General features: G+C 49.2%; 25 protein-coding genes and 1 riboswitch. Of the genes, 18 read left to right on the top strand and 7 right to left on the bottom strand.

All coding sequences use genetic code 11. The annotated features are described in order from the left end of the window. Positions 1-6 precede the first annotated feature (6 nt). On the top strand, positions 7-1,668 hold the full coding sequence (gene panP, locus D6M16_RS04300; RefSeq protein ID WP_120510721.1) for a pyridoxal-dependent aspartate 1-decarboxylase PanP: 1,662 nt from the start codon (positions 7-9) through the stop codon (positions 1,666-1,668). 72 nt (positions 1,669-1,740) lie between these two features. On the opposite strand, the gene hutZ is transcribed toward panP, so the two are convergent. Together hutZ and hutX are read right to left on the bottom strand one after the other, a co-directional pair. Continuing rightward, positions 1,741-2,286, bottom strand: coding sequence for a heme utilization protein HutZ (hutZ, locus tag D6M16_RS04295; RefSeq protein WP_120510720.1), 546 nt, complete (start codon positions 2,284-2,286; stop codon positions 1,741-1,743). After that, a complete protein-coding gene (gene hutX, locus D6M16_RS04290; RefSeq protein ID WP_162940982.1) occupies positions 2,286-2,768 on the bottom strand; it encodes a heme utilization cystosolic carrier protein HutX in 483 nt (160 codons plus the stop codon). Before hutX ends, hutZ begins: the two co-directional genes overlap by 1 nt. 371 nt (positions 2,769-3,139) lie before the next feature. Here hutX and D6M16_RS04285 point away from each other — a divergent pair, with 371 nt between their 5' ends. The 12 genes from D6M16_RS04285 to D6M16_RS04230 all read left to right on the top strand — a co-directional run bounded on the left by D6M16_RS04285 (position 3,140) and on the right by D6M16_RS04230 (position 16,085). Continuing rightward, positions 3,140-3,976 (top strand): heme/hemin ABC transporter substrate-binding protein, encoded by an 837-nt coding sequence (locus D6M16_RS04285; RefSeq protein WP_120510718.1) that lies wholly within the window; start codon positions 3,140-3,142, stop codon positions 3,974-3,976. 34 nt (positions 3,977-4,010) lie between these two features. After that, positions 4,011-5,066: a FecCD family ABC transporter permease gene (locus tag D6M16_RS04280; RefSeq protein ID WP_120511865.1), complete on the top strand. Its 1,056-nt coding sequence runs from the start codon at positions 4,011-4,013 to the stop codon at positions 5,064-5,066. Next, the gene (locus tag D6M16_RS04275) at positions 5,063-5,884 is read left to right on the top strand and encodes a heme ABC transporter ATP-binding protein (protein WP_120510717.1); all 822 of its coding nucleotides are present in this window, start codon (positions 5,063-5,065) and stop codon (positions 5,882-5,884) included. The genes D6M16_RS04280 and D6M16_RS04275 overlap by 4 nt, the downstream gene beginning before the upstream one ends. Before the next feature lie 436 nt (positions 5,885-6,320). Continuing rightward, entirely contained in the window at positions 6,321-7,325 is a 1,005-nt protein-coding gene (locus D6M16_RS04270; RefSeq protein ID WP_120510716.1) for a substrate-binding domain-containing protein, read from the top strand. Positions 7,326-7,538: 213 nt separating this feature from the next. Beyond that, a riboswitch (cyclic di-GMP riboswitch) is annotated at positions 7,539-7,638 on the top strand. Positions 7,639-7,769: 131 nt separating this feature from the next. After that, positions 7,770-8,384: a TfoX/Sxy family DNA transformation protein gene (locus tag D6M16_RS04265; RefSeq protein WP_120510715.1), complete on the top strand. Its 615-nt coding sequence runs from the start codon at positions 7,770-7,772 to the stop codon at positions 8,382-8,384. A 196-nt stretch (positions 8,385-8,580) separates the two neighbouring features. Then, positions 8,581-8,973 (top strand): hypothetical protein, encoded by a 393-nt coding sequence (locus tag D6M16_RS04260; protein ID WP_120510714.1) that lies wholly within the window; start codon positions 8,581-8,583, stop codon positions 8,971-8,973. 91 nt (positions 8,974-9,064) lie between these two features. After that, positions 9,065-9,664 carry a carboxymuconolactone decarboxylase family protein gene (locus tag D6M16_RS04255; protein WP_120510713.1) on the top strand — a complete coding sequence of 200 codons (600 nt, stop codon included), beginning with the start codon at positions 9,065-9,067 and terminating at the stop codon, positions 9,662-9,664. Positions 9,665-9,691: 27 nt separating this feature from the next. After that, on the top strand, positions 9,692-11,914 hold the full coding sequence (locus D6M16_RS04250) for an FAD-dependent oxidoreductase (RefSeq protein WP_420812202.1): 2,223 nt from the start codon (positions 9,692-9,694) through the stop codon (positions 11,912-11,914). A gap of 41 nt (positions 11,915-11,955) precedes the next feature. Beyond that, positions 11,956-13,101 carry an ABC transporter substrate-binding protein gene (locus D6M16_RS04245; RefSeq protein ID WP_240435572.1) on the top strand — a complete coding sequence of 382 codons (1,146 nt, stop codon included), beginning with the start codon at positions 11,956-11,958 and terminating at the stop codon, positions 13,099-13,101. Positions 13,102-13,158: 57 nt separating this feature from the next. Continuing rightward, entirely contained in the window at positions 13,159-14,853 is a 1,695-nt protein-coding gene (locus tag D6M16_RS04240) for an ABC transporter permease (protein WP_120510710.1), read from the top strand. Continuing rightward, on the top strand, positions 14,819-15,475 hold the full coding sequence (locus tag D6M16_RS04235; protein WP_120510709.1) for an ATP-binding cassette domain-containing protein: 657 nt from the start codon (positions 14,819-14,821) through the stop codon (positions 15,473-15,475). The genes D6M16_RS04240 and D6M16_RS04235 overlap by 35 nt, the downstream gene beginning before the upstream one ends. Next, positions 15,468-16,085: a CDP-alcohol phosphatidyltransferase family protein gene (locus tag D6M16_RS04230; protein ID WP_120510708.1), complete on the top strand. Its 618-nt coding sequence runs from the start codon at positions 15,468-15,470 to the stop codon at positions 16,083-16,085. The genes D6M16_RS04235 and D6M16_RS04230 overlap by 8 nt, the downstream gene beginning before the upstream one ends. A 75-nt stretch (positions 16,086-16,160) precedes the next feature. Here D6M16_RS04230 and D6M16_RS04225 read toward each other — a convergent pair whose 3' ends face one another. Then, complete coding sequence (locus D6M16_RS04225; RefSeq protein WP_120510707.1) at positions 16,161-16,445, bottom strand: hypothetical protein; 285 nt, start codon at positions 16,443-16,445, stop codon at positions 16,161-16,163. A 170-nt stretch (positions 16,446-16,615) separates the two neighbouring features. Continuing rightward, positions 16,616-17,518: a DNA-binding transcriptional activator PunR gene (punR, locus tag D6M16_RS04220; protein WP_120510706.1), complete on the bottom strand. Its 903-nt coding sequence runs from the start codon at positions 17,516-17,518 to the stop codon at positions 16,616-16,618. Between the two features lie 130 nt (positions 17,519-17,648). On the opposite strand from punR, the gene punC reads away from it, so the two are divergent. The 5 genes from punC (at position 17,649) to D6M16_RS04195 (ending at position 23,911) form a co-directional block, all read left to right on the top strand. Beyond that, positions 17,649-18,863, top strand: coding sequence for a purine nucleoside transporter PunC (gene punC, locus D6M16_RS04215; RefSeq protein ID WP_120510705.1), 1,215 nt, complete (start codon positions 17,649-17,651; stop codon positions 18,861-18,863). 195 nt (positions 18,864-19,058) lie between these two features. Next, positions 19,059-21,524, top strand: a complete 2,466-nt coding sequence (locus D6M16_RS04210; protein ID WP_120510704.1) for a bifunctional diguanylate cyclase/phosphodiesterase — start codon at positions 19,059-19,061, stop codon at positions 21,522-21,524. Between the two features lie 80 nt (positions 21,525-21,604). Then, complete coding sequence (locus tag D6M16_RS04205; RefSeq protein ID WP_027252341.1) at positions 21,605-21,949, top strand: hypothetical protein; 345 nt, start codon at positions 21,605-21,607, stop codon at positions 21,947-21,949. 256 nt (positions 21,950-22,205) lie between these two features. Next, positions 22,206-22,442, top strand: a complete 237-nt coding sequence (locus D6M16_RS04200; RefSeq protein ID WP_120511864.1) for an HP1242/YdcH family protein — start codon at positions 22,206-22,208, stop codon at positions 22,440-22,442. Positions 22,443-22,678: 236 nt separating this feature from the next. Beyond that, positions 22,679-23,911, top strand: a complete 1,233-nt coding sequence (locus D6M16_RS04195) for an L-lactate MFS transporter (protein WP_120510703.1) — start codon at positions 22,679-22,681, stop codon at positions 23,909-23,911. 282 nt (positions 23,912-24,193) lie between these two features. Here D6M16_RS04195 and fliJ read toward each other — a convergent pair whose 3' ends face one another. From fliJ to fliH, 3 genes are read right to left on the bottom strand one after another with little or no spacing between them, the layout of a single operon-like run. After that, a complete protein-coding gene (gene fliJ / locus D6M16_RS04190; RefSeq protein ID WP_120510702.1) occupies positions 24,194-24,628 on the bottom strand; it encodes a flagellar export protein FliJ in 435 nt (144 codons plus the stop codon). Positions 24,629-24,645: 17 nt separating this feature from the next. After that, positions 24,646-25,983, bottom strand: a complete 1,338-nt coding sequence (fliI, locus tag D6M16_RS04185; RefSeq protein WP_276131384.1) for a flagellar protein export ATPase FliI — start codon at positions 25,981-25,983, stop codon at positions 24,646-24,648. After that, positions 25,976-26,788: a flagellar assembly protein FliH gene (gene fliH / locus D6M16_RS04180; protein WP_240435521.1), complete on the bottom strand. Its 813-nt coding sequence runs from the start codon at positions 26,786-26,788 to the stop codon at positions 25,976-25,978. The genes fliI and fliH overlap by 8 nt, the downstream gene beginning before the upstream one ends. Between the last annotated feature and the right edge of the window lies 1 nt (position 26,789).

Below are 26,789 nucleotides of genomic sequence, written 5' to 3'. Positions count from 1 at the left end.
CTCATTATGGCAGTGGAAAACAGACAAGCTGAAGCATCTCTTGATACCCTGCACCGTATCTTTACCGTGCCGGAAGCCCCCGACTCCACGCTTGGTCGGATTGAGAAAGAGATCTCCGAAAACCTCAACGCCTTTTTACAGACTCACATTGCCGCCCAGGAAAAGCCACTGACTGAAATTGAAAAAGATTTCTCTTGTGCTTCTGTGCCAGAGCAACCCAGTTTTGTTTCTGAACATACCCATTTTCTACTGGAAAAATTGGTTGCTCAGTCTGTTCACACATCCGCACCCACTTTCATTGGTCATATGACATCGGCTCTGCCCTACTTCTTGATGCCGCTGTCAAAGATAATGATTGGTCTTAACCAGAACCTGGTGAAAATTGAAACCTCTAAGGCCTTTACACCATTAGAGCGGCAGGTACTGGGGATTCTCCATAATCTGATCTACGGTGAAAGAGAAGCGTTTTATCAACGCTGGATGCACAGTGCTGAACATTCTTTAGGGGCATTCTGTTCCGGCGGGACAATAGCAAACATCACCGCACTGTGGGTCGCCCGTAACAACCTGCTAAAACCAGACGGCGATTTTAAAGGCGTGGCGCAGGAAGGTCTTTTTCGGGCAATGAAACATTACGGCTATGATGATCTGGCTGTACTGGTGTCTGAACGCGGGCATTATTCGCTGAAAAAAGCCGCCGATGTGCTCGGTATTGGCAGAGACTGCCTGATTGCGATCAAAACCGATGAAAATAATAAGATCTGTACCAACGATCTTCAGACCACTATCGAAAGTCTCAAAGCCAGAAATATCAAACCTTTCGCAATTGTTGGCGTTGCCGGAACCACAGAAACAGGCAACATAGATCCGCTCGATGAATTAGCCGATATCGCTCTTGCACACAATTGCCATTTCCATGTTGATGCGGCCTGGGGCGGCGCGACGTTGATGTCCAATAAGTACCGTCCGTTACTGAAAGGCATCGAACGAGCCGACTCAGTCACCATTGATGCCCATAAGCAGCTGTATATTCCTATGGGTGCGGGTATGGTGATTTTTAAAAACCCCGCCTCTATGGCGGCGATTGAACATCATGCAGAGTACATACTCCGTAAAGGCTCCAAAGACCTTGGCAGCCATACGCTTGAAGGATCGAGAAATGGTATGGCAATGCTGGTTTTTGCCAGCCTGAACATTATCAGCCGCCAGGGATATGAATTACTGATTAATAACAGTATCGAAAAAGCCCAGTACTTTGCAGAACTGATCAAATCCGATCCCGAGTTTGAACTGATATCAGCACCAGAGTTGTGTCTGCTGACTTATCGTTACGTGCCTGAAGACACACAAAAGGCGTTGGCGATTGCTAACGATGAAGACAAACAGGCCATTCACGAAGCCCTGAACGATCTGACTCAGTACATTCAGAAACGTCAGCGTGAATCGGGCAAATCCTTTGTATCACGGACACGATTGATGCCCGAACAATGGGATCGCCGCATTACCACTGTCTTTCGCGTGGTGCTGGCTAACCCGCTGACCACCCCCGACATTCTGAGTGACGTGCTCAAAGAGCAGAAGCAGCTGGCATTAACCAGCCAGCAAAGCTTACCAAAGATTAACGCGATAACGGCCCGTATTCTTTCTCAGGCCAAGATCAGTAATTAAATACGCACCATACCTAAAAAACGGACAGTAAACTGTCCGTTTTTAGATGATTCGTTTTTGTATAAACAGTTATCAGGCTGATTTCACATCACCGCTATCATCAATACGTTTATGCCCTTCCGTCAAGTGGACAAAATCGATCAGATCATCACCGGTCACTTGAAATGCCTGGCCAAAGCCTTTAACAAACAGGCCATGAGTCGGCTCAAGACGGAATAATTTGAAATCTTCCAGGCCACTTAGCCCGTCAACTATTTCTCCGAAACGTGCCTTTAACGCTGCAACCCCCAACTGCCAGCGCTCAGTGTCACGCTCAACCAGTACCACATTGGCTTCAAAGGTTAAACGGGTACGCGCATAAATCGTCTTAGAGGTGGCTTCATCTTCAATCATCATCAGTGAAACCTGCGGATTTTCCAGCAGATTTCGGGCATGTCGGGCAATTTTAGAAATGAGCACATAATATCCGTCATCCAACAAAGCAAATGGCGCATAACTCACATTTGGCTTTCCATCTGAGTCTACTGTTGCCAATTGCAGTGTCTGACAAGCATCCCTGAACGCCTGAATTTGTGGCTCCAGACGGTTTTGCAGACGTTCTTGTTTCACTTCGCTCATTACACTTTTTCTCCAACAAAAGCCTGTTTCAACGCATTAAATTTCTCAACTTGCGAAGGGATAAGCTGTCGTTTTTCATCCCTGCCAAGATAAATTTTGAAAATACATTCACCATTGTCAGCCAGAAAACCAATAAAATAACTGGCATTTCCTTGCACAGGTTTACTGACTAAAACCACATCCGACACGCGATCAAGCTTAAGGTGACCATGCATTTCACCCGCTTTCCCCATCAGATTGTAGTATCCACGCGCTTCTTTGCCTTTCGGAAATGGCGCCTTTACTTCAAAGATTGAACCCATAGAGTGAACAATGGTTGTCATCATTCCCCACTCCGGCAGCGCCTCTAAAATAGCCTGAGCATGCTCCCCTGCAATATGGGTTACAAGTTCATCCGGTAAAGCCAGGATGATTTCACCCTCAGTCACACCCAGCTTTTCCGCTATCAGCACTGCGTGCAAGTTAGGGTTTTCTTTCAGCATCGCACCAACTTCTGTTTTCAACGCTGCCAAACTGAATTTCTCAAACACTCACACTCTCCTTCATCATGCTGCTTTCAAAGTCATCCCTCATCGGCATGCGGAAGCACAGCAACACAAAAAATAATGATAATTAATTGTATTTGTAAAAATGATAAGGTGCTCTATTTCCTTTTGCAAATGATAATTGATATTGTTTAAAGTTCATGGATAATGACGCGACTAATAATAATTATCACTTGCGATAGCAATATCATTTATGTGGCGTTAATTTTTCATCTATCTTTTACTTGAGATATTTTGCCATACCCACATAACAAATTGATATTGTTACGATTTATCAAGACCGTCTACAATCACATTGAGGAAATTTCATGAATCGCGCCGTACTGTCTGTTGCTCTTTTCTTCGCTGCCACATCTGCATGGGCAGAAGAACGAATAATCAGTGCAGGTTCCGGCATTACCGAACTCCTAGTAGCAATGGGTGCAGAGAGTCAACTAGTTGGTGTCGATATCACCAGTAAAGCTTACGTCGGTAATGACATCCCAACCCTTGGCTATCACAGACAGCTTCCGGCAGAAAGTATCATTGCTTTGACACCGGATCGTGTTGTAGGTTCTGAGGAAATGGGGCCTGAAACTACGCTCTCGCTGCTCCGCCAGGCTGGAATCTCAGTCGACATACTCAACTCGGGCGATACCATTGATGATCTGCTAAAGCGTGTCGAGCAAGTGGGCCAACTCGCAGGAAAAACAGCGCAGGCAACACAGCTAAACAGCCAAATTCAACAGCAAGTGAAACGGATTGAATCACGCCTGGCTAGCAGCCAACCCCCAAAACGAATTCTCTTTTTAACCATTCATGCCGGACGAGCACCTATGGTCGGAGGGCGCCACACCACGGCTGATACAGTTATCAGACTCGCAGGCGGCATGAATCCGGCAGCTACAGCCATTGAATCTTATAAACCCTTATCTGCGGAAGCCATGGTAGATATGCAGCCTGATGTCATCCTGTTAAGCACGCATGCCAGCCAGGCGATAGGCGGACTCAAAGGCCTGATAAAAAGCTTACCCTTACTGGCAGCGACACCAGCCGGTCAGAACAATGCGTTATATACCATAGACGGTACTGCCCTGATTGGCGGTTTGAACCTGAAAAGTCTCGAAGAAGCCGAACGTTTGAATCAGGTACTGTATGGCCAGTAAAACCCTATCCCGCCCAACCATGCCTAATTCAAGCATGCAACGCATCCGCCTGTTGTCATTACTGCGATTACCAACCTCAGTTATACTGCCTGCGACATGCCTGCTACTGGCCTTTGCGGCAAGCTGTTCCATCATTGTCGGACCTATGGCTATCTCGTTCGCCGACATCTGGCTGGTTATTCTGCCAGGGCAACAGAAGGTGGCTCCCCATATTGCGTTGATCATTGAGCAAGTCCGTCTGCCACGTACACTGCTGTGTATTGCCATAGGCGCAGTGCTGGCACTTTGTGGTGCAGTCATGCAGGGATTGTTCCGTAACCCGTTGGCTGACCCCGGGATTATAGGCGTAGCTGGCGGAGCTAGTTTAGGCGCAGCCTTAGCCATAGTGTTGTTCGGATCGCTGGCGGCAACATTCCCTCTGCTGCTGACGCTTGGCACTGTACCGGTTTTTGCCTTTGTGGGTGGCGCCATCACAACCTGGATTGTGTATTTTCTCGGCACAGATAAAACCGGCACCTCTGTCACTGTGATGCTGCTTGCAGGCGTGGCGATTGGCGCCTTATCCGGTGCAGCACTCGGGCTGTTAAACTTCTATGCCGATGATCAGGCACTGCGTGATCTCTCACTATGGACTATGGGATCTTTAGCGGGTGCGACCTGGCCAGGTATTGCCTTGTCTGCTGTTACCCTTGCTACCCTGCTCTGCCTGTTCACACGCCAGGCAGATGCATTAAATGCCCTTTTACTGGGTGAATCTGAGGCTCAGCATTTAGGTGTTAATGTACAAGCTCTGAAACGTTTACTGGTTCTGTTGTGTGCCGCTGGTGTTGGCGTGGCCGTCTCGCTATCCGGTGTGATTGGCTTTATTGGATTGATTGTGCCGCACCTTGGCCGCATGTTAACTGGACCTAACCATAAAACACTGCTGCCCCTTTCCGCACTCCTGGGCGCACTGATCCTGTTGATTGCCGACATGCTAGCCCGCGTTGTCGCCGCGCCCGCCGAACTGCCTGTGGGTATCATCACTGCCCTTCTGGGCGCGCCATTTTTTATCGTCCTGCTTTCAAAACAGCGAGGTCGTCTGCAATGATCCACCACATAGTTCGTCAGCCCAAAAAGCAAACTGGCATAAGCCGCCCTGTAGCAATATCGGCGGAACAACTGTCGCTGACGCTGGGCGGTAAAGTGTTGCTCGACAACCTGAATATCAGTTTTCGCAGTGGTGAGCTCACCGCTTTACTCGGGCCCAATGGCGCCGGTAAGAGTACTTTGCTCAAAGTGTTATCGGGGGAAATGCATGCCAAAGGCAATGTCTACATTTTTGGTGAGCCTCGTAAAAGCTGGAATACCAACCGACTGGCTCATCATATGGGCGTTCTTCCCCAGCACAGCACGCTGTCTTTTGGCTTTACTGCTCAGGAAGTCGCGCAATTGGGCACTATGCCCTTAAAGCTTAGCCTTAAAGACAGCCAGCAAATCACACGGCAGAAAATGGCCGAGGTAGGTATCAGTCATCTCAGTCAACGGCTCTATCCTTCGCTTTCCGGTGGGGAGAAGCAACGTGTCCACTTTGCAAGGGTACTGACGCAACTCAGTACAGCCAGTGATCAATGTATATTAATGCTGGATGAGCCCACCTCTGCTTTAGATCTTGCCCATCAGCATACCTGCTTAAGTCTGGCGAAGAAGATGGCAGACGATGGCGCTGCAGTCATTCTGGTTATTCACGACCTGAATCTCGCCGCCGAGTATGCCGATCGATTGATCTTACTCAACCACGGTAAAATTCAGGCAGATGGCGATGCGTGGCACACATTAACGACTGAACATATCCAATGCGTGTATGGTGCCCCTGTCATCATAGAAACACACCCGCGCGGGCATTTTCCTGTCGTCTTGTCGGCATAACACCAAAAACTGTTAAGGCACATCGGACTGTGCCTTCTGCCGACATTAGGTCACTAAGATTGCGTACAATTGTTGCATCCTATTATTGACCTCTATCAAGAATCATTCCACCCAACAAGAGAAACGTTGCACTGTGCGTGAGTCTCAGTAAAATGTGATCGCAAGCGATTAACCGATGAAACGAAGCGTAATGACGGTCAAACCTTTATCCGGTTACGCATCCTTGGGCGATAGCCTTTCGGATTCTCTTTTACAGTGCGTTGTGGGTATCTTTTCAAGTCATTGTCAGATGACACAACAACGATAGAACATGATTAACGACCGGGCCTGAGTCATTCATTTCTCGCCGCTTTCTTATGCAAAAGCGGCTTTTTAGCGTCTGGCCAACATTAAGACTCAAAGAGGCCCAACGGGCCTGATGACTAGAAGAACAACTATGGCAACCATTAAAGATGTTGCACGTATGGCTGGTGTCTCAACAACCACAGTTTCACACGTGATCAACAAGACCCGCTTTGTAGCGGAGGCAACACAGAAGAAAGTACTGAGTGCAGTTGAGGAGCTGAATTATGCGCCAAGTGCTGTCGCACGCAGCCTGAAATGCAATACAACCAGTACAATCGGTATGCTGGTAACGAAATCGACTAACCCATTCTTTGCTGAGTTGGTGCATGGTGTCGAGGAATACTGCTACAAGGCAGGATACACTCTGATCCTTTGTAACACTGAAGGTAATCTCGATAAGCAAAAAGATTATCTGCGCATGCTGTCTGAAAAACGCGTCGATGGACTACTGGTCATGTGTTCTGATCTGGATGACCAGTTGCTGGAGCAATTGGAGAGACAACCTGATCTTCCTATGGTGATCATGGACTGGGGTCCGGCCCGCCCTAAAACGGACAATATACAGGATAACGCTGAGCTGGGCGGTTACCTGGCAACCCGTCATTTTATTGACAATGGGCACACTAAAATCGGCTGCTTGTCTGGCCAGAAAGATAAATCCACCTGCCGTGAGCGGCTGAAAGGTTTTAATAAAGCGATGCGCGAAGCGGGTCTGGCTGTCAATGACGACTGGATTCTTGAAGGTGATTTCGAATGTGAATCTGCAGTTGTTGCTGCCAATAAATTTATTGCCATGAAAGAGCGCCCAACAGCCATTTTTTGTTTCAATGACATTATGGCAATGGCGTTAATCAGCACGTTTGAACAAGCCGGTGTGAAAGTACCCGAAGATGTATCTATTATCGGTTATGACAACATAGATCTGGCCCCATACTTTTCTCCGCCTCTAACCACCATCCACCAGCCGAAACGGCGTTTGGGCAAAACGGCGGTAGGAATCCTGATGGAAAGAGTAAAAAGCAAAAACCATGATTTCCAGACATTTGAAATAAACCCGGAATTAGTTGTCCGCCATTCCGTAAAACGAATTACGTAAAAAATAAACGATTTTCCTCCATGTTCCACAGCATATAGCCGATATAAATTTGACTATCGGCTATTTGCATATGGAATATTACTACGCCATGGGGGAATTAATGAGACAATGCATCGCATTCTGTAAAATTTATACGATTTTTATTGCGATTAGCCTCACAATTTTTTTGTGCGATCCATATCAAATTAGTCTTATTGATATATGATTAAACAGTCACGAACAAGGCAAACCATTTGAAAGAATGGGACGCAAAGCTTCCGGCCTAAAAGTAATTACTTGATTAGTTTTTGCTCATGGTAGCGGGGTTGCCGATGGATGAAGTGAAGATTATAGGATGTTTTTGTCATTCATATGACAAAGCGCTCATAATCTTGTGCATAATTGAATCCTCGCTCCTTTGTTAAGTGACTTCTTTTGTTGAAAATAATTGCCGAGAAAAGAAGCATGGACAAACCATTACTGAAAGATTCAATTCGTTTATTTGAGAAATTTGGTCAAATAAAATCTCGCTCTATGTTTGGCGGGTTTGGCATTTTCGCAGGTGAAACGATGTTCGCTCTAGTTGTTAACAACAAGCTGCATCTTCGCGCTAATGCGAGAAATGAAGAAGCCTTCAAACAAGCAGACCTCAAACCGTACGTCTATCAGAAGCGCGGTTTTCCTGTCGTTACGAAACACTATGCCATTCCAGATAGTTGGTGGGAAACTCCTGACGTCATCCTGGAACATGCAGAACGTTCTCTCAATGCTGCTCAGGCGGATAAAGAGAAGAAACTGCAGGCTAGCCCTAATCGCATCAAAGATCTGCCCAACCTGCGTCTGGCCAATGAGCGTATGCTTAAAAAAGCTGGCATCAGTTCTGTTGATCAGCTCTTCGAAGTCGGTGCTATTGGTGCTTTCCAAGCGTTACAGGAATCTCATCACGAGTCATTGAGTCTGGATCTGCTCTGGGCATTGGAAGGTGCAGTCAGTGGTAAACACTGGTCTGTTATTACCCCACAACGCCGAAATGAGCTATTGTCAAAATTGGAAACATCGGCTTTAAGTGCTCATCATTAAGGTTTCCCTATGAGTGTTTCATTACCTGTAATGAACACTCACGGTTTATAACCTGCTTTCCAGCCCTGACACTCCGTCAGGGCTGTGTAAAATGAAGACTCAACTCACAAACACAAGTTACAAGACTATCAGTTAACTTCCTTTCAGCTCAGCCACCTTTAGAATGTATGTTTTGCCACCACCCAAGGGAGGTTTCATGCGTTCGTCATCGCCGTTTCCGGGTCAGACTGACAACATCTTCAGAGACAAATTCTGTAAATGGCCAAAGCTGATGCGTTACCTGGTTTTCATCAGTTTGTTACCTCCGGCCTTTTTTGTCGCACTTGTGCACGCTGACGCAGTTAACGTTGACGAGGTGCTGATCCCCAGCATTATTGCTTCTGCACTCAATATTTTGCTGTTTTTCTGGGGCATCATATTGAAAGTCAAAGCACGTAAACACTGGTACCGAAATTACCATATCGGCAAAACCATGTTGATTGCACTTTTACCTGTAATAGCAAGCAGTTACATATTGCTGGAACAGCATGAAACTAAAACAGCAGCAAACCACTTTGCCCCTCGCAGTGTTCAACTTTCAGTCAATTAACAACAACAACACACAAATTTGACTGTTTTCTGAAATTTGTCCGGGTATCCGCGGTCGGTATTTTTATATCGATTTCTCCGGAGACCTTCAGGTGCGCATCACCCAAAAACAGCATTACTCGATCTGGATCCGCCCACTGCTCTGGCTGCAGACACAGCACTTTGGCAAACCTCTAAACCCGGCTTTGCTTTGGGGACGCCGCCCCTTGCTCTTTTATCTGGTTGCCTGTTTTTTTGGCTATCTCGACAGAAAACGATCCCCTATACCCGATGTGATACGCTCTTTGGTTTGCGTACGAGTTTCACAGTTAAATGACTGCGCATTCTGCATTGATGCCAACGGTATGCGACTGGCGCAGCGTTGCCAGTCTGTAGAAAAAATACAATCTCTGTCTGACTGGCAGCAAAGCCCGCTGTTTGATAAACAGGAAAAAGCCGTTCTTGCCTATACAGAAGCCATGACAGTGACAGGCATGAAAGTCACGTCACCTATGATCGATACCCTCAAACAATGGTATGACGACGATGCCATCGTTGAATTAACTGCATTAATTAGCTTTCAAAACCTTTCTGCGAAATTTAATACTGCGTTAGATGTTCCTTCTCAGGCGTTTTGCACTATTCCTTTAACAAAGGATCAGATACACACTGAGAAAAGTGACCATCAGTCGGACAGCAATTCAAACCAATAACAACGCAGATAATCCATTATGAATAATATGAGAAAGCCCTTATTGCTGGTATTCATCGTCGGCGCCATCGTTGCCTGGTTCGCTTTCGATCTCGGCGATTATTTCACCCTGGAACAGGCTAAGGCCTACCAGCACTCATTACAGGCAACCATTACTGCAAATCCCCTGCTCTCCAGCGGGCTTTTCTTCCTCATTTATGTGGTCATGACGGCTTTATCCTTCCCGGGTGCTGCCATCATGACACTGCTTGGCGCTGCATTGTTCGGTTTCTGGTGGAGCCTGCTTATCGTCTCCTTTGCCAGCTCCATCGGGGCGACTCTGGCATTTCTGGCCAGTCGGTTTTTATTACGGGACTGGGTGCAACACAAATTTGGCTTGCGTCTGGCCGCAATTAATCGAGGCATAGAAAAAGACGGGGTCTTTTACCTCTTTACGCTGCGTTTAATTCCCGTCGTTCCCTTTTTTCTGGTCAACCTGCTGATGGGTCTGACACCTATGCGCCCGCGTCAGTTTTACTGGGTAAGCCAGTTAGGTATGCTGCCGGGAACCGCTGTCTACCTGAATGCAGGGACACAACTGGGTGAGATTCAGTCGCTTTCCGGACTGATTGCTTTCCCTGTACTGGTGTCCTTGGTTCTGCTGGGCATTTTCCCTTTTATCGCCAAAGCCGTCATGGCATTTGTCCAACAACGGCGAGTCTATCAAGGCTGGCAAAAGCCTGAGCATTTTGATCAGAACATGGTCGTGATCGGCGCCGGTGCCGGTGGACTGGTCAGCGCCTATATAGCCGCAGCCGTAAAAGCCAAAGTCACTCTGATAGAAAAACACCGGATGGGCGGTGACTGCCTGAATACAGGCTGTGTGCCATCTAAGGCGCTGATCCGGGCCGCGCATACTCTGCATACTCTTACCCGTGCACCGGAATTCGGGATTCACACCCAGCCAGCACAGGTTGATTTTCCCGCTGTCATGCAACGTATTCACCGTGTTATCAAAGGGATCGAACCGCACGATTCCGTCGAACGCTACACTGAGCTTGGGGTGAACTGCATTCAGGGCGAAGCGCGTATCCTTTCGCCCTGGGAAGTGGAAGTGAACGGCACACGCATCACCACACGTAACATAGTCATAGCGACCGGTGCCCGACCAGTTGTCCCGCCTATCGAGGGTATTGAAAAAGTGCGTTATCTGACCTCAGACACCTTGTGGTCGATCACCGAGCAACCCAAAAAGCTGCTTGTCCTGGGTGGCGGCCCGATTGGCTGTGAGCTGGCACAGAGTTTTCAGCGCCTGGGCAGCCAGGTTACTCAGGTGGAAATGACAAATCAGCTCTTGGTCCGGGAAGATACTGATGTGGCGAAACAGGTGCAGGACAGCCTGACGGAAGACGGCGTAAAGATTAAGCTGCAACACAAGGCGGTAAAATTTGACGTCGTAGCGACTGATACCGGCGAACCCCGCCAGTATGTCATCCTTGAGGATAATCACGGACAACAGCATCAGGTTGAATTTGATGCGGTCATCCTGGCGCTAGGCCGTGCGGCTAATGTCACAGGTTTTGGCCTGGAAGAGCTCGGTATCACGCTCAACGAACGTAAAACCCTGGACGTTAACGATTACCTGCAAACCCGCTATCCCAATATTTTCGCCGTCGGCGATGTTGCCGGTCCGTTCCAGTTAACGCATGCTGCTGCCCATCAGGCTTGGTATGCAGCTGTAAACAGTCTTTTCGGGCAGTTTAAATCATTCAAAGCAGATTACAGAATCATGCCTGCTGTAACTTACACTGCCCCCGAAGTCGCTCGGGTGGGTATAAATGAGAAAGAAGCACGTGCTCAGGGCATAGACGCAGAAGTCACTCAGTATGCATTGAATGATTTAGATCGCGCAATTGCCGACGGTGAAGACTATGGTTTTATTAAGGTGTTGACGCCAAAAGGGAAAGATACCATCCTCGGTGCCACCATCGTAGGTCATCAGGCCGGTGAACTTCTCGCGGAGTTTACCCTGGCCATGAAACACGGGCTTGGCTTGAACAAAATTCTGGGTACAGTTCACCCCTACCCCACTATGAGCGAAGCCAATAAGTACACCGCGGGCGTATGGAAAAATGCCAATAAACCGGAACGGATTTTGGCGTTACTGGAGAAATTTCATCGCTGGCGCCGGGGTGGTAATAACGGCCATCAACAGAAATCACAGAGCGAGCATCTGAAGGCGCATCTGCAGGAAAGTAAGGATCAGCAATGAAAATGATATGGATAGCACTTGGGCTGGCAGTCGCCGCTGCTATGCCAGCCCTGGCAAATGAAGCGACTGAGCGCTCGCCCATCGGAGAAATGAGCTGGCAAGCCATCGAACAGCAGGCCCGCGGACAAACTGTTTTCTTCAATGCATGGGGAGGCAGCCAGCCCATCAACAGCTATCTGAGATGGGTTGCCCGTGAGGTGAAGAGCCGTTATGACATTACGCTCAATCATGTCAAAGTAGCCGACATCGCTGAAACCTCTCAACGACTGTTAGCGGAAAAAGCGGCTGGCAAGCAAACCGGTGGCAGCGTAGATATGGTTTGGATCAATGGCGAAAACTTTCGCACCATGAAAGCCAATAATTTATTGGATGGCCCGTTTGTCGCCCAGCTACCCAACTGGGAACTGGTCGATAAACAACTGCCTGTTTATGAGGATTTTACCGAAAGCACAGAAGGTCTCGAAGCCCCATGGGGAGTAGGACAACTGGTCTTTATCCATGACAGCCAGACCTTAAGCAACCCACCCACGAGTTTTGCTGAACTATTAAGCTTGGCCGTCGCCTTCCCGGGCAAAGTAACCTACCCACAGCCGCCTGCATTCCATGGCACCAGTTTTCTCAAAGCAGCACTGATTGAGCTGACCAACGCTGCCCCGGCACTCTATGAACCCATTGATCCGACCACAGATGAAAAGAAATTAGCACGCATCACAGCGCCGCTCTGGAAGTACCTCGATCAGCTCCATGCCGTTGCCTGGCAGCAGGGAAACCGCTTTCCGGCCAGTTCAACGGAAATGATGCAATTGCTGGACGACAGGCAGCTTCTGGTCGCCATCACTTTTAATCCGAATGAGGCCAAAGCCGCAATCGAGCGAGGCGATCTGCCTGAGTCAGCCAAGGCCTTTGCCTTTGAACATGGCGCTCTCTCTAACATTCATTTCCTGGCTATCCCCTGGAATGCCAGTGCGAAAGCAGGCGCACGGGTTGTCATTAACTTTCTCATGAGTCCTGAGGCCCAACGCCGTAAAGCGAACATTCAGATCTGGGGCGATCCTGCTGTGCTGACACCTGAGGCTATGGGAGCCGGCGAATCACAAGGTTTTGAACTGTATCGTGCCATCCCTGAGCCGCATCCCAGCTGGCAAACGGCACTGGAGGCCGCCTGGCAGCAAAGATATGGACACTGAGCGTTTCCTGAGCCCCTGTAAACTTACACCTGACACCTTCTAGGCGAACGTTGCAATATGTTGTATCTGATGTTTATTGCCACGCTGTTTATCTGCTGTTTGCCGCTGTTACCAGGGCTGCTGGGCATTTTTCTGCCAGCCCTGTCCTGGTTGCCCTTTGCTGGCCTGGTTCATCCCGGGCCACAGGCTTTCTATCAGGCATTGGCCTGGCCCGGTTTATCTGCTTCTGTTCTGCTGACACTTTCCACAGGCGTCGTCAGTACTTTATTGGCATTAGGTTTAACTTTCCTGATCCTGCAGAAGTATTGGGGATCCTCCCGCTGGCAGAAGATTGAATCCTGGCTCTCTCCGATGCTGGCTATTCCGCATGTGGCCTTCGCCATTGGCTTTGCTTTCACCTTTTCATCCACGGGGATCATCACCCGTTTAATATCCGCATTCGGCGGCGAGCCCGGTCAGTTTTCTCTGTTGCAAGACGCTTATGGCATAGGGCTCACCCTGGCTTTGGCGATCAAAGAAACCCCGTTTCTGTTATTAATGAGTATCTCTGTTCTGCAGCAACTGAATGTCGGCCGCTTGCTGGCTGCTGGCAATGGGCTGGGATATAACAAAACATCAACATGGCTCACCGTTATACTGCCACAATGGCTCCCCAGGATGAGACTGCCAATCTACGCCGTTCTGGCTTATGGCATTTCAGTGGTAGACATGGCCATGATTCTGGGCCCGACCCGCCCTCCCACTTTCGGTGTACTGGTCTGGCAATGGTTCAATGAACCAGATATCGCTTTGATGCCCAGAGCCGCCGTCGGCGCATTAATACTGCTCGTGGTGGGTCTTTGTCTGATCGCTGTGTTCCGAGCGCTCGAGTGGCTGATTCTGCGTGGCTTTCAAGGCTGGCAATATGCCGGACATCGCGAACAGCGATTGCCCGGACGTGGCTTTCACTTACCGCTGATCGCGGTGCCGCTGCTGGTTTTTCCTGTGCTCATTCTCTGGTCAGTGGCGCTGCGCTGGCGCTTTCCCGACCTGTTACCGAGCAGATTCAGTGTGCAATTCTGGCAACAGGAAACCGCCGTGTTTACCGATTTGGCTTCCACCAGCCTGATGCTGGCCGGTATCAGTACAACGATTGCGCTTTGTCTGGCCATTGGCTGTCTGGAATACAGGGACAAAACAGGAACCGGCATTCCGGGCTGGCTGATAGCCATGCCAATGGTGCTGCCGCAGGTTTCTTTGCTGTTCGGTATTCAGGTTACCACTTATATGATACCCGGCCAATATCACCTGTTATGGGTGATCTGGAGCCATGTGATATTTGTGTTTCCCTACCTGTACCTTGCATTGGATGGCCCATGGCGCAGCTTTGATCGCCGGTATACGCAAACAGCCAGCAGCCTTGGCTTATCGGAGTTCCAGGCTTGGTGGCGGGTCAAACGCCCTATGCTGATGCCGGCCATTTGCCTGGCACTGGCCGTGGGCTGCAGTGTCAGTCTGGCGCAGTACCTGCCAACACTCAGTCTTGGTGCAGGCCGGGTCAGTACCCTGACCACAGAAGCCGTTGCACTTGCCAGCGGGCAGGACAGAAGAGTCAGCGCGATTTACGGACTGCTGCAGGGACTGGTGCCCTTCATGCTTTTCGCGCTTGCCACCTTAGCAAGCCGTTACTATCAATCAAGAATGACATCCGGAAAATACACAAGGAATGCAAAAGCCAATGTGCTTGTCAGTCAAAAACCTCACTATAAATAATGGACATCAGCGGCTGCTCAATTCGCTCACGCTGTCGGTTGAACAGGGACAAGTACTGACGGTTATGGGCCCCAGCGGTTGCGGGAAATCGACCCTCTTAGGTGTGATTGCCGGCCATATTCCGCCCGACTGCTTCTATCAGGGCGAGATCAACCTCAATAACAAAGTGATCAATGATCTGACGCCGGATAAGCGGCGCATTGGCCTGCTGTTTCAGGATGATCTGTTGTTCCCCCACCTGAACGTGTGGCAGAACCTGGCATTCGGTTTACCGTCCAGTGTGAAAAAACCAGAACGAAAAACCCGTGCTTATGACACCTTAGCTGCGTTAGGCCTGACAGAGTTGGCCTCTCATTGTACGAGCCAGATTTCTGGCGGACAGCGAGCCAGGATCAGTCTGATGCGTTGCCTGCTGGCAGAGCCGGACGCCATACTGCTGGACGAGCCTTTCAGTAAGCTGGATAAAGATTTGCGCATCCAGTTCCGCGACCTGGTATTTAAGGAAATCAAGCAACTTAATATCCCTGCGTTGATGGTTACCCACGATCAGGATGACGTGCCGCCCGATGGTCGGGTATTGCACTGGCCCGCCTCGCTGGAGGAGGAACAGCCCCATGCTTGATCGCTACGCCATCAAACTCATCAAAGCGCCGGTTAACGGTGTCGGCTTACTGCTGGCGAAAACCCCTTTGACCGCCAATCAAATTACTGTCACCGGGTTTGGTATTGGTTTGCTGACATTGCCTGCGCTCATCTTCCAGCAATATTGGCTGGCACTGTGTTTTATCATCATCAACCGCATTTTTGACGGTTTGGATGGCGCACTGGCCCGGCGCAGAGGTATCACAGACTGTGGCGGTTTTCTGGATATCACGCTGGATTTTCTGTTTTATTCCCTGGTGCCCTTTGGTTTCATTCTGGCGGATCCTGCGCAAAATGCGGTTGCCGGTGCATTTTTGATCTTCGCGTTTGTCGGCACAGGTTCCAGCTTTCTGGCTTTTGCCATCATGGCAGGCAAACGTAATATTGATAATCCGGATTATCAATATAAATCATTGTTTTATCTGGGAGGACTGACAGAGGGAACAGAAACTATCGCGTGTTTTGTGCTCTTCTGCCTGTTGCCTGAGCACTTTGCGATCATCGCATGGATTTTCGGATCACTGTGCTGGGTGACCACTGCAACCCGGATCTGGGCTGGCTATCAAACCCTGAAAACACCGGCCGGATAGCACTGGCAGAGAAACGTATCAGCAGCAAAAAACGGCAACGCTGATCTCCGCAACTGCCGTTTTTTCACCACTCTTCTAGCTAAAGTTCGGAATTCTCTGATTATGCTTTTCCTGCCGGCTGTGAAATTTATTGATTTCAATATCGATAGCGTCATAGCTGCTGTTCATCAACTCGCCCAGACAGGCCGGTGAATCAGGATTCTGGCTTTGCAGAAAGGCCGCCAGCAGCTTAACGTCATCCGGTCTGGGCCGGTAGCTCAGGTTTGGAAAGGCCTGATAGATGTAATCAATCGCGATTGCCAGCATACCTTCATTCTTTTCTGTCGTTCTCTTCATCATCAACACAGTGTTTTTATTCATATTTCTATGACGTAATGGATTTGACGAAGGGCATCCTAAGCGGTCTGAATGAAAGAATTATGACTCAGCGCAGTCTATAAGAAGATTTTTATCCTTTTGCGTTTTTTTTATACACCCCCCGAGAAGTTCGCTCACCTATAACCCAGTACGAGCCTTACTATTTATCTGCGCTATCGCATCCACTCGCGGTGCAGTTGTTCGCTGTCACCCAGGTACTCGAGCAGCCAGGTCAGTGCCGGGTTAAGACTGGCTTTGTTCCATGCCAGGCAACAGGGGCTGACCGGCGGTGCATGCGGCAGCGTGCGGGTCACCAGTTTGCCTCGTTTCAGCCTGGGTGCAGCCATATGTTCAGGCACGACGCCTATCCCCAGCCCGGCTTCAAGACACTGAAACGCGCTGGACCAGTCCGGCACCATGATGCGGCGCTGATTGTTCATTAACCAGGTTGTGCGCTTGGGCAGTGTCCGTGAAGTGTCTTCCAGGCAGATCGCCGGGTACTTTGCCAATTCTGACTCCTGCAAAGGCATCGGACTTTCCGTCAGCGGGTGATCCGGGGCCATCACAAACACCCAGTGCAGATTTCCCATATCGGTGTAATCGAAATCCCCGCTGACCGGAATGGCCGCCGTCGCCCCAATCACCAAATCTGCCCGGCCGTCTGCCAGGGCGTCCCACACACCGTTATAGACCTCCATCGTCAAATGCAGTTCGACATCCGGAAACGCCTGGTAGAAATCCCGCACCATAGTACTGACTCGGCTTTGTCTGACAACGGTGTCCAGAGCCACCGAGACATTTTCAGCCCAGCCATTGGCGACACGTTGTGTCTGCAACTTAATGTGCTCCATTTGCTTGAGCAACTGTCTGGCTTCTTCAACAAAATATTGGCCTGCCGGTGTCAGGCTGACCTGCCGATGATGACGCTCAAATAAGGTCACAGACAATTTATCTTCGATTATCCTGACCGTATAGCTGATTGCGCTGGGCACTTTGTGCAACTCTTCTGCGGCAGAAGAAAAGCTGCCCCGCCTCGCAACAACATCAATTACCTGCAAATCGTTGAAAGAAAACATATATCCTACTATTAAATTGCGCGATCTCTTGAATCAAATTTTTTGAAAGCAACATTGAAATTTTAGCGTTTCACAGCACAAATCACCACGATTACAATCTGATCACTGAAAAATTTCTGGTTAAAATAAAATGACGACAAAACCAACTACCGTTACGCTTGCCTGGTTTGCACTACTTAGCATGCTCGGCTTTCTGGCCACCGATATGTATCTGCCTGCATTCACCGCCATGCAGACCGACCTGAATACCTCTTCCAGCCTGATTGGCATGACACTCGGTCTTTTCCTGTTAGGCATGGCCATAGGTCAGCTTATCTATGGTCCTCTTTCTGACCGCTTGGGCAGAAAAAAAGTCTTACTGGGCGCGATGTTGTTGTTTAGCCTCGCCACCCTGGGCTGCGCAATGGCGCCAAATGTGGAAACGCTGCTGGCGTTCCGTTTTCTTCAGGCACTTGGCGCCTGTAGTGCCACCGTGCTCTGGCAGGCCATTGTTATTGACAGATATGAAGGTAAGCTTGCCGAAAAAGTGTTCGCAACTATCATGCCTTTGGTTGCCCTTTCACCGGCACTTGCGCCTTTAGTGGGTGCAGCCATTCAGTCGCATTTTGGCTGGCGTGCCATTTTCCTGAGTCTGATTGCTTTAGGGGCGGTTTTGGCACTGATGACAGCCATGCAGCCAGAAAGTGCCCAAGGTGAAAAAAAGCAGGGTAAAGTCCTGTCAGAACTGGCAATTAACTATACAAGTCTGCTCAAGTCAAAAAAATTCATGGGTAATATGCTCATTTTCGCAGCCTGTTCTGCTGCTTTTTTCGCCTACCTGACCGGGTCGCCCTTTATCATGTCCGCTATGGGTTACTCGAGCGAAGATATTGGCCTGAGTTATGTGCCGCAGACTATTGCCTTTTTGATTGGCGGCTACGGCTGCCGGGCATTATTAAACCGCATGGAAGGTAAAAAGCTCTTGCCTTGGCTGCTGAAACTCTTCATCGGCAGTGCGCTGGTCATACTGTTGATCACTGTTCAGCATACGCCAGACAACATCTGGCCTATCTTGGTGCCTTTCTGTTTTATTGCCGTGGCTAACGGTGCGATTTACCCCATTGTGATCAGTAAAGCCCTGGAAGATTTCAAGCACTGCAGCGCAACCGCGGCCGGGCTGATGAATTTCCTGCAAACCTTAGGATGCTTTGCTGCCAGCTCACTGGTTGCGGCTTTTGCCGATAAAGGATTGAGTATTGTTGCCTTTAGCATTGCCGGAACCTGTATTTTTGTTCTGATCGGCTTCTCTTTTGTTGTCAGCAGCCAGCGCGAGCAACTGACTGAAGCACAATCCACGTCGAACTGATCGATTCCGTTCTGTTTCAGCTCTTCTATTACAGGCAGCCTTTATAGCTGCCTGTATTTCTCAATATGAAAAATATTGTCTATTGTTCATCGATAAGCAAAAAATTCCTAATACGCATGAATTTTGTGTTATGCGTGCCCAGAAAACCGTCACTATACTGTTCTCTTAGGGGCTCTGCTTTATCATGGATGATATATGAAGAGAAATGTGGTTCGTTTAAAAGTGATACTGTTGATTTCGCTGCTTTTTATTTTTTTGCTGTGTCTTTTTTTTCTCAATCCGAGTCCGCTGTCCGGTCAGGAAAGATCCGATCCCTCTGCTAGTCAGGCCTCATCATTTTTCGATAATCACACTTTCTTGTCTGGCGGATATCAAGCGCTGGCAGAAGTATGGGAAAAATCAGAGACTTTACACTCAGCACTTCACTACTTCAGCGTAAATCAGTTCATCTTTAACAACCTGTATTCACAGGAAAAACTTGAAAAGTTCACACTATTTTCCCTAATCTCTTTCGGCTTTCTTCTCGGCTGTCTGGTACTGGCCTGGCACCTGCATAAAATGCTTCGCCATGAAAAACGCCTCAAAGCCGAGTTGCATGACATGGTCAAAAAGTTCAGCCATGTACTGAAATATGCTCCGGATGGCATGATTCTGCTTAAACAGGACAACACTGTACTCAATATCAATCAGTCCGCTTGCCAGATTTTGAATATCTCTGAACAACAGGCTTCGCATCAGGAGATCACCACACTGGTCAGCGACCCTGTGGCCAGCAATAAACTGACCGAATTGCTCAGTCAGGTACACAGCAAGATGCGTCAGGGCGATAATCTGCCCGTCAGTCAACAAATCACCATTAACACGACGCCTGTACAGCACCTTGAAATCATTGCAAGTGAAACCGCTTACAATGAGGGTAACGAGATTTTATTGAATATCAGGGATGTCACTGCATGGGTTGAACGTGAAGAAAAACTGAAAAGCCTGTCCCGTGCCCTGGAGCAAAGTGACGACTCCATCATTATCACCAACGACAAAGGGATTATCGAATATGTCAACCACAGCTTTGAAAAGTATAATGAGCTCGATGCCAACGAACTGATCGGCAGCGATGCCGCACACCTGATTCTTACTGCCCTGCAAAATCCGGCAGAGCTGACAAAATTGCAGCAACAGCTGGCCAAAGGCCAGACGGTCAACCGCATTATCTCGCACCGTAAAAAAGATAACAGCCTGGTGTATATGGAAAAACGCATTTCCCCTATCCGCAATAACCTGGGAAAAATCAGCCATTACATCACAACAGGGAAAGATATTACCGACAGAGTGCTGTTTGAAAGCAAACTCAAACAATTAGCGCATTTTGACATACTCACTCAGCTACCAAACCGATTGATGCTGCAGCAGCAAATCGATCATCTGCTTCAGCAATCGCCCTGCCCGGTCATTGGCCTGCTGACCCTAAATCTCGAGCGCTTTAAGCAAATCAACGATTCTCTGGGCCATGACACCGGCGATCAGGTGCTGTTAGCCGTGAGTGAGCGTCTGCAGGCTATTCTGCGCGGAAATGACATGCTGGCAAGATTGGGCAGCGATGAATTTGCCATCCTGGTGGTGTCTGATCAACGGCTACCGGCTCTGGAACAATTGGCCGAGCGTATCCTTCGCCATCTCAGCGAGCCGATGACACTGGGCAGTAAAGAAGTGGTAGTTGGTGCAAGTATTGGCATCACCTACAGTAACAGCAGCCATTCGACCAGTGAGACCCTGCTCAGACAAGCAGACATTGCGCTGTATAAAGCCAAAGACAACAAACAGCAGCAACAGTATCGGGTTTATAACCGACAGATGGGGGCCAACAGTATCAAACGCCTGGAGATGGAAGCTCAACTTCGGCAAAGCTGCGGCACTGAACGCTATCAGTATTACTATCAGGGTCGGTTTGACTCACGAACCCGTGAGTTGTGCGGAGTGGAAGCCCTGATGCGCTGGATCGATGATGAAAATCATATCCAGTCACCCACTGAGTTCATCCCTATCCTGGAAACCACAGGTTTGATTATCGAGGTCGGTGAGCATTTAATTCAACAGGCTTGCAAACAATTACGCCAGTGGCAGTTACAAGGCCACTGGCTGCATTTTGCCCTGAATATTTCAGCCCGGCAGCTGCTGAATTCCGATATTGTCAGTACCGTCAGCAAAGCGATACAGAGCAGCCAGTGTGACCCCAGCTTTTTAGAACTGGAAATAACAGAGAGTGTCGTCATGTCAGACGTTAAACTGGCATTAAATAAGTTACGCCAACTCAATGCACTGGGAGTCAGGATTGCCATTGATGATTTCGGTACCGGCTATTCCTCCCTGGCCTACCTCAGCCGATTTCCGATCCAGATACTCAAAGTCGATCGCGAATTTGTCCGTGATTTACCCCTCAATAAAGAATCTGTCACTATCACTAACGCTATTGTTGAATTGGCCCATAATCTTAATATCAGCGTGGTGGCGGAAGGGGTGGAAACTAAAGGACAGGCAGATTTTCTGGCAAGCATAGGCGTAGAAGAATTTCAGGGGTTTCTGTACTGTAAGCCATTGCCGCTATCCGATTTTGAAACCCGATTTTTACAGCCCATTCAGAATATAAGAGAACATTCTACCTACTGAGTCAGACTACCTGGGATTGTATCCTTTCACTTCTGCCAAGAGACAATTACAATACGCTCAGTATGGGCGAGGACAGAAACATGGATTTTAGCGATTATCTCGAAACAGTGCTTAAGCAACGTCAGCAACAGGCCAATAAACCGGTCCAAAATAAGCAGCAACCTGTCTGGCTGCAACAGCGCATGGAAGACAAGACCAGCCAGAGTACGGCGCGTGACGCAATAGCCAAAGCTCAGGAAGATGCTTCGGTGCGTGCAGAACAGGAAACCAAAGCCCCTCATGTCAGAATTAATGGCCGCTACATGTCACAGGAAGAAGCACAGGCTAAAGCAAAATTGCAAACTCAGGCTGCGCCAGCAAATGCCGACAGAATCGCCTATATTGAGTCACTCAAAAAAACGTTACGTGCCAAAAAGTATCAGTAATCGCCCCGCTGCCCAGCTGTTTCACGCCAACTTGTGACAACGTCACTCTGTGTTTTGTGCCTTTCATCTGATTTTCGGCCTCAGTAGGGTTGAAAATAACCTCATTCGACTATGCTTAAACAAGCAGATATTTTTAACTGCAAGGGATGCGCTTACCAGCAGTAATCTCTGACTAATAAGCAAATAGTTGAGCATTTACAAGAACAATGACGAAAAAGCAGGGCTTTCATTCACTAAGATTTATGGAGTGACAGACATGTTAGGTGAAAATCACGCACTCTTCATAGAGTTCCCCGAAATGCAGGACAAAATCACAGAGTTGAAGACCTGCGACGAAAACTTTAAGGCCATGTCAGACAGATATCACCAGCTCGACCATAGAATACGGGGATTGGAATGCAGCAACATTCCCACCGAAGATCACCACTTCACCCAACTGAAAATGGAGCGTTTGCAGCTTAAAGACAAAATTTACAACATACTCATGAACTGATGTTGTCAGGTTTTCACTGACTCCACCCTCTGAAACTCAGGGGGTGGAGAACCTTCGCCGCTAAACACTATCATCACCTGCCTCAGACCACCCATTTGTAACAAAACATTGCTGCCCGGTATTTTCTTAACATTTATTGATAGAATCCGCGCCCTCAACAACAAATACATCTTTTTTTGATTGCTACCAAAAAAAGTTTAGTAAAGCAGTTGCCGTTCCGGCATTTAGAGAGACCTATGAAAACATTTGATCGCGCCAAGCAAATCCTGCTGGCAGGGTTCTGTATTAACTTGTGTATGGGCATTCTGTATGCCTGGAGTGTGTTTAAAAAAGCCTTAGTGGTGGATCTTGGCTGGTCTAACGCCGATGCGTCTCTGCCCTATACCGTTGCTATCATTACCTTTTCTCTCTCCTTGTTACTGGCCGGTATTCTTCAGGATAAAATCGGTCCGCGTAAGGTCTTGCTGCTTGGCACGACCATGGTTGGCCTGGGGATGATAGTATCCAGCTTTGCCACCACACCACTGCTGCTGGTACTGACTTTCGGGGTATTGACGGGTTGCGGTATCGGTTTCGGCTATGCCTGTCTAAGCCCTTCAGCGATGAAATGGTTCCATCCATCAAAGAAAGGCATGGTAAACGGCCTGATTGCGGCCGGTTTTGGCCTGGCTGCCGTGTATCTGGCACCGCTGACCTCTTCCCTGATTGCCGATTACGGTATTAACCAGAGCTTCCTGATCCTTGGTGTGGCTGTACTGCTGGTTGCTGTCCCTCTGGCATGTACTATCAACAACCCGCCGGAAGGCTACCAGCCTGAGGCGCCGTCTGCTGTCGCGGCCTCAGCCAGCCCGGCACCGGCTGTTAACATGACCTGGCGTAGCATGGTGAAAACACCCCAGTTTTACTCCTTGTGGGTGATGTACGCTTTTGCCTCCGCTGCTGGCTTGATGATTATCGGCAATATTACCTCTATTGCAGCGGCTCAGGCCGACCTGTCTGATGCGGCGTTTCTGGTGGTGATTCTGGCTGTATTCAACTCGGGTGGCCGTATCGCTGCCGGTATGTTGTCAGATAAAATCGGCGGCGTGAAAACCCTGATGATTGCCTTTATCATGCAAGCCATCAACATGGTGATGTTCGCCACTTTCGACAACGAGTTCAGCCTGATGATCGGCGCTGCCGTTGCCGGGGTTGGCTACGGTACCCTACTTGCCGTTTTCCCATCGATCACAGCCGATTTTTACGGCCTGAAGAATTACGGTGCTAACTATGGTGTTCTTTACACTGCCTGGGGCGTCAGTGGCTTCATTGGCCCTGTGGTAGCCGCCGTGGCAGTCGATATGACTGGCACCTATACGCTGGCCTATTCTGTGTGTTCTGGCATGCTGGCAGTCGCTGTAGTGCTGTCATTCATCACCAAGCCTGTCACTGGGCAAGTGGCTAAGCAGAAACTGGCTACAGCCGCTTAATTGTTCGCCTGACTCTTATATGAAAGCACAGCCTGAAGGCTGTGCTTTTTCATTTGCAGAACAAGACAGATAAAAAAAACCCGGTTCCAAAGGGACCGGGTAAACAAATAGTGGTGAAAATGTTCCTGATGGGAACAGGATATGCGCTATTAGCGTACCGCTATGGAAGACTGTGCGATTGGCTTAACAACATTCTTCACGGGTACTCAGGTAGCAAATTAATAGGGCGTCCAATTTTTCACAAGGATTAAACATTTATCCCTGTTATTAATAATTAAATCACTAAATTTTTTTGAGCTTACATCTGGCATTGATCAAATCTTCAATGAACTTCTGCTCTTTTTTTGCCTGCTCATAACGCTGCCTGGCTTGCCAGCGTTCCATCACGGTTTCCAATCCTTTCACCTTGACCTGACTTTGCTCCAGCGCTTTTTTAGTGCGCTGGCTTTCCGCATGCATCAATGCCATTTCATGCTGCTGATGGGAAATCAGGCGGCTGAGCATAGTATTGACCTGAGTGGTGTTCTGCAGCGCCAGTGCGTTCAATCCGGCGCTTCCTTCTGGCTGACAACCCGATTTCAGCCCTGCCAGCGCCTGCAATTGCTGAGCAAAAAAGCCGACCTGATCCTGCTGACGCGCAAAATGCTGTCCGTGACGATCACGCTGCTGCTCAGCTATCTGCTGAAGCTGACTCACGGCTTTCAGTCTGCCCTTCATCAAACCGTCTCCTAACCTTACTGCGTTTGCGTAAACAGCTCAGCGAGCCGAACCAGAGACTGTTGGTAATCAGTCACTTCATCAACCTGCTGAACCAGAAAATCTTTGAGCTGCGGAAACACCTGAACTGACAGGTCCAGTTCGGCGTCCTGTCCGGGCTGATACCCGCCTAAAGGCAAGAGCTCTTTCACTTGCAGATAGTTGGCATTGAGCTGCCTGAAACGGTTAGCCACTGTGACATGAGAATTTTCTGTACAGCTGCTCATACAACGGCTGATAGAGGCATTAATATCTATTGCCGGATAATGCCCCTGCTCTGCCAGCGTCCGGGATAACACCACATGGCCATCGAGAATGGCACGGGCAGAGTCCACCACAGGATCCTGCTGATCGTCGCCATCCGCCAGTACGGTGTAGATTGCCGTCAGGCTACCGTCCGGGTGCTCGCCGTTACCGGCACGTTCAAGCAATTGAGGCAACTGGCTGAACACTGAAGGCGGATAACCCCGAGATGCAGGCGGCTCGCCCAGCGATAACGCAATTTCACGCTGCGCCATGGCGTAGCGAGTTAAAGAGTCCATCAACAGCAGGACATCTTTGCCTTTATCGCGATAATACTCCGCCACACGGTGGCACAGTTTCGTGGCACGCAGACGCATAAGCGGAGATTCATCTGCCGGTGCTGCTATCACCACAGCCCGCTTCATTCCTTCTGCGCCAAGATTGCGCTCAATAAACTCCCGGACTTCCCGGCCACGCTCACCGATCAGACCTACCACTACAATATCGGCCTTGGTATTTTTGGTGATCATGCCCATCAGGACACTTTTACCCACACCACTGCCTGCCATTAAACCGATACGCTGGCCTTTACCCAGCGTCAGCAGCCCATTGATAGCACGTATGCCCACATCCAGCGGCGTATCAACCAGGCGGCGCTTTAACGGATTGATTGGAGACGGGTTCAGCGACACTTTCTCTCCGCCTTTGAGCGGACCCAGATCGTCAAATGGCTCGCCAAGACCGTTAACGACCCTGCCAAGCCAGTGATCACCGAGCGCGACTGTACTGTCGCCGTCCAGCGGGACAACTCTCGCTCCGGCGTAAAGCCCGCCTAATTGCCTCACGGGCATCAAATACGCTACATCGCGGTCAAAACCCACGACCTGGGCTTCAATGGCTTCACCATCATCGGTTTCAACCAGACAGCGCTGTTCCAGTCTGAACTTACAGCCAACGGCCTGAAGCATCAGGCCGTTCACTTTCACCAATCGCCCGGTGACCCGGGCAATCGGAATCGATGACATAGAGGCGAGAGCATCATTCAAACGCTCATGAAATGCGCCGTCACTCACTGAGACTCTCCGCCGTTACTGCTGTTACTGAATGGCTGGTTTCAGCCGCTGACGGCTGCACTGCCGGATTCTCCAGCAAATGCTCACGCAGCGTTTCCATACAGGCTTCCAGTCTGGCATCACTGCTGGCATCGGCTTCAGCATGATCCGTTACCAACTGAACACCGCCAACAGGCATTTCTTTATTTGCAACCAGCTTCCAGCTCGGGTGCAGGGTCGGACTGAGATTGGTTATACGCTCCAGATCCTGCGGGTTAAGGTTGATCACCACCTTATCGCTGTTACCCGGCATACTGTCCAAAGTTTCTTCCACCAGCGCCAGAATTTGTTGCGGCATCAGTGTGAGTTCGGCACGAATCACCTGCTGGGCAACTTTCTGTACCAGAGAACAAATCTGCTCGCGCTGGGCATGTTCCCGCTCATCCTGCCATTGCTGAATATGCGCTTGCAGTGCCTGTATCGGCGCTATCGCAGATTCATATTTTTCGCGCCCCTGGCTTTCACCTTTGCTATAACCCTGCTGAAAGCCGTCTTGCTGGCCTAAGGTAAAGCCTTGCTGGCGACCCTGCTCAACACCCTGACGCAGGCCTTCTTCATGGCCCCGTTGCAAGCCCTGCTGAAAACCTTCTTCCAGCTGTTTCTGCAACGCAGCCTGGTGTTCCTTGGTATTGAACTCCGTTTGGGCGACATAATTGTCTGCATCCTGTGCAGCATCATCGTGTTGTACAACAGGCTTTACCATGGGCGGAAAGCGGTGTGAGCGGTATTCACCAGGATTCAGCTGCATCACTTTTACTGAACGCATC

This window comes from Photobacterium salinisoli (assembly GCF_003614885.1).
Classification (GTDB): Bacteria; Pseudomonadota; Gammaproteobacteria; order Enterobacterales; family Vibrionaceae; genus Photobacterium; species Photobacterium salinisoli.
The sequence above is the reverse complement of the archived record's forward strand: the minus strand, read 5'-3'. Positions and strand labels throughout refer to the sequence as shown.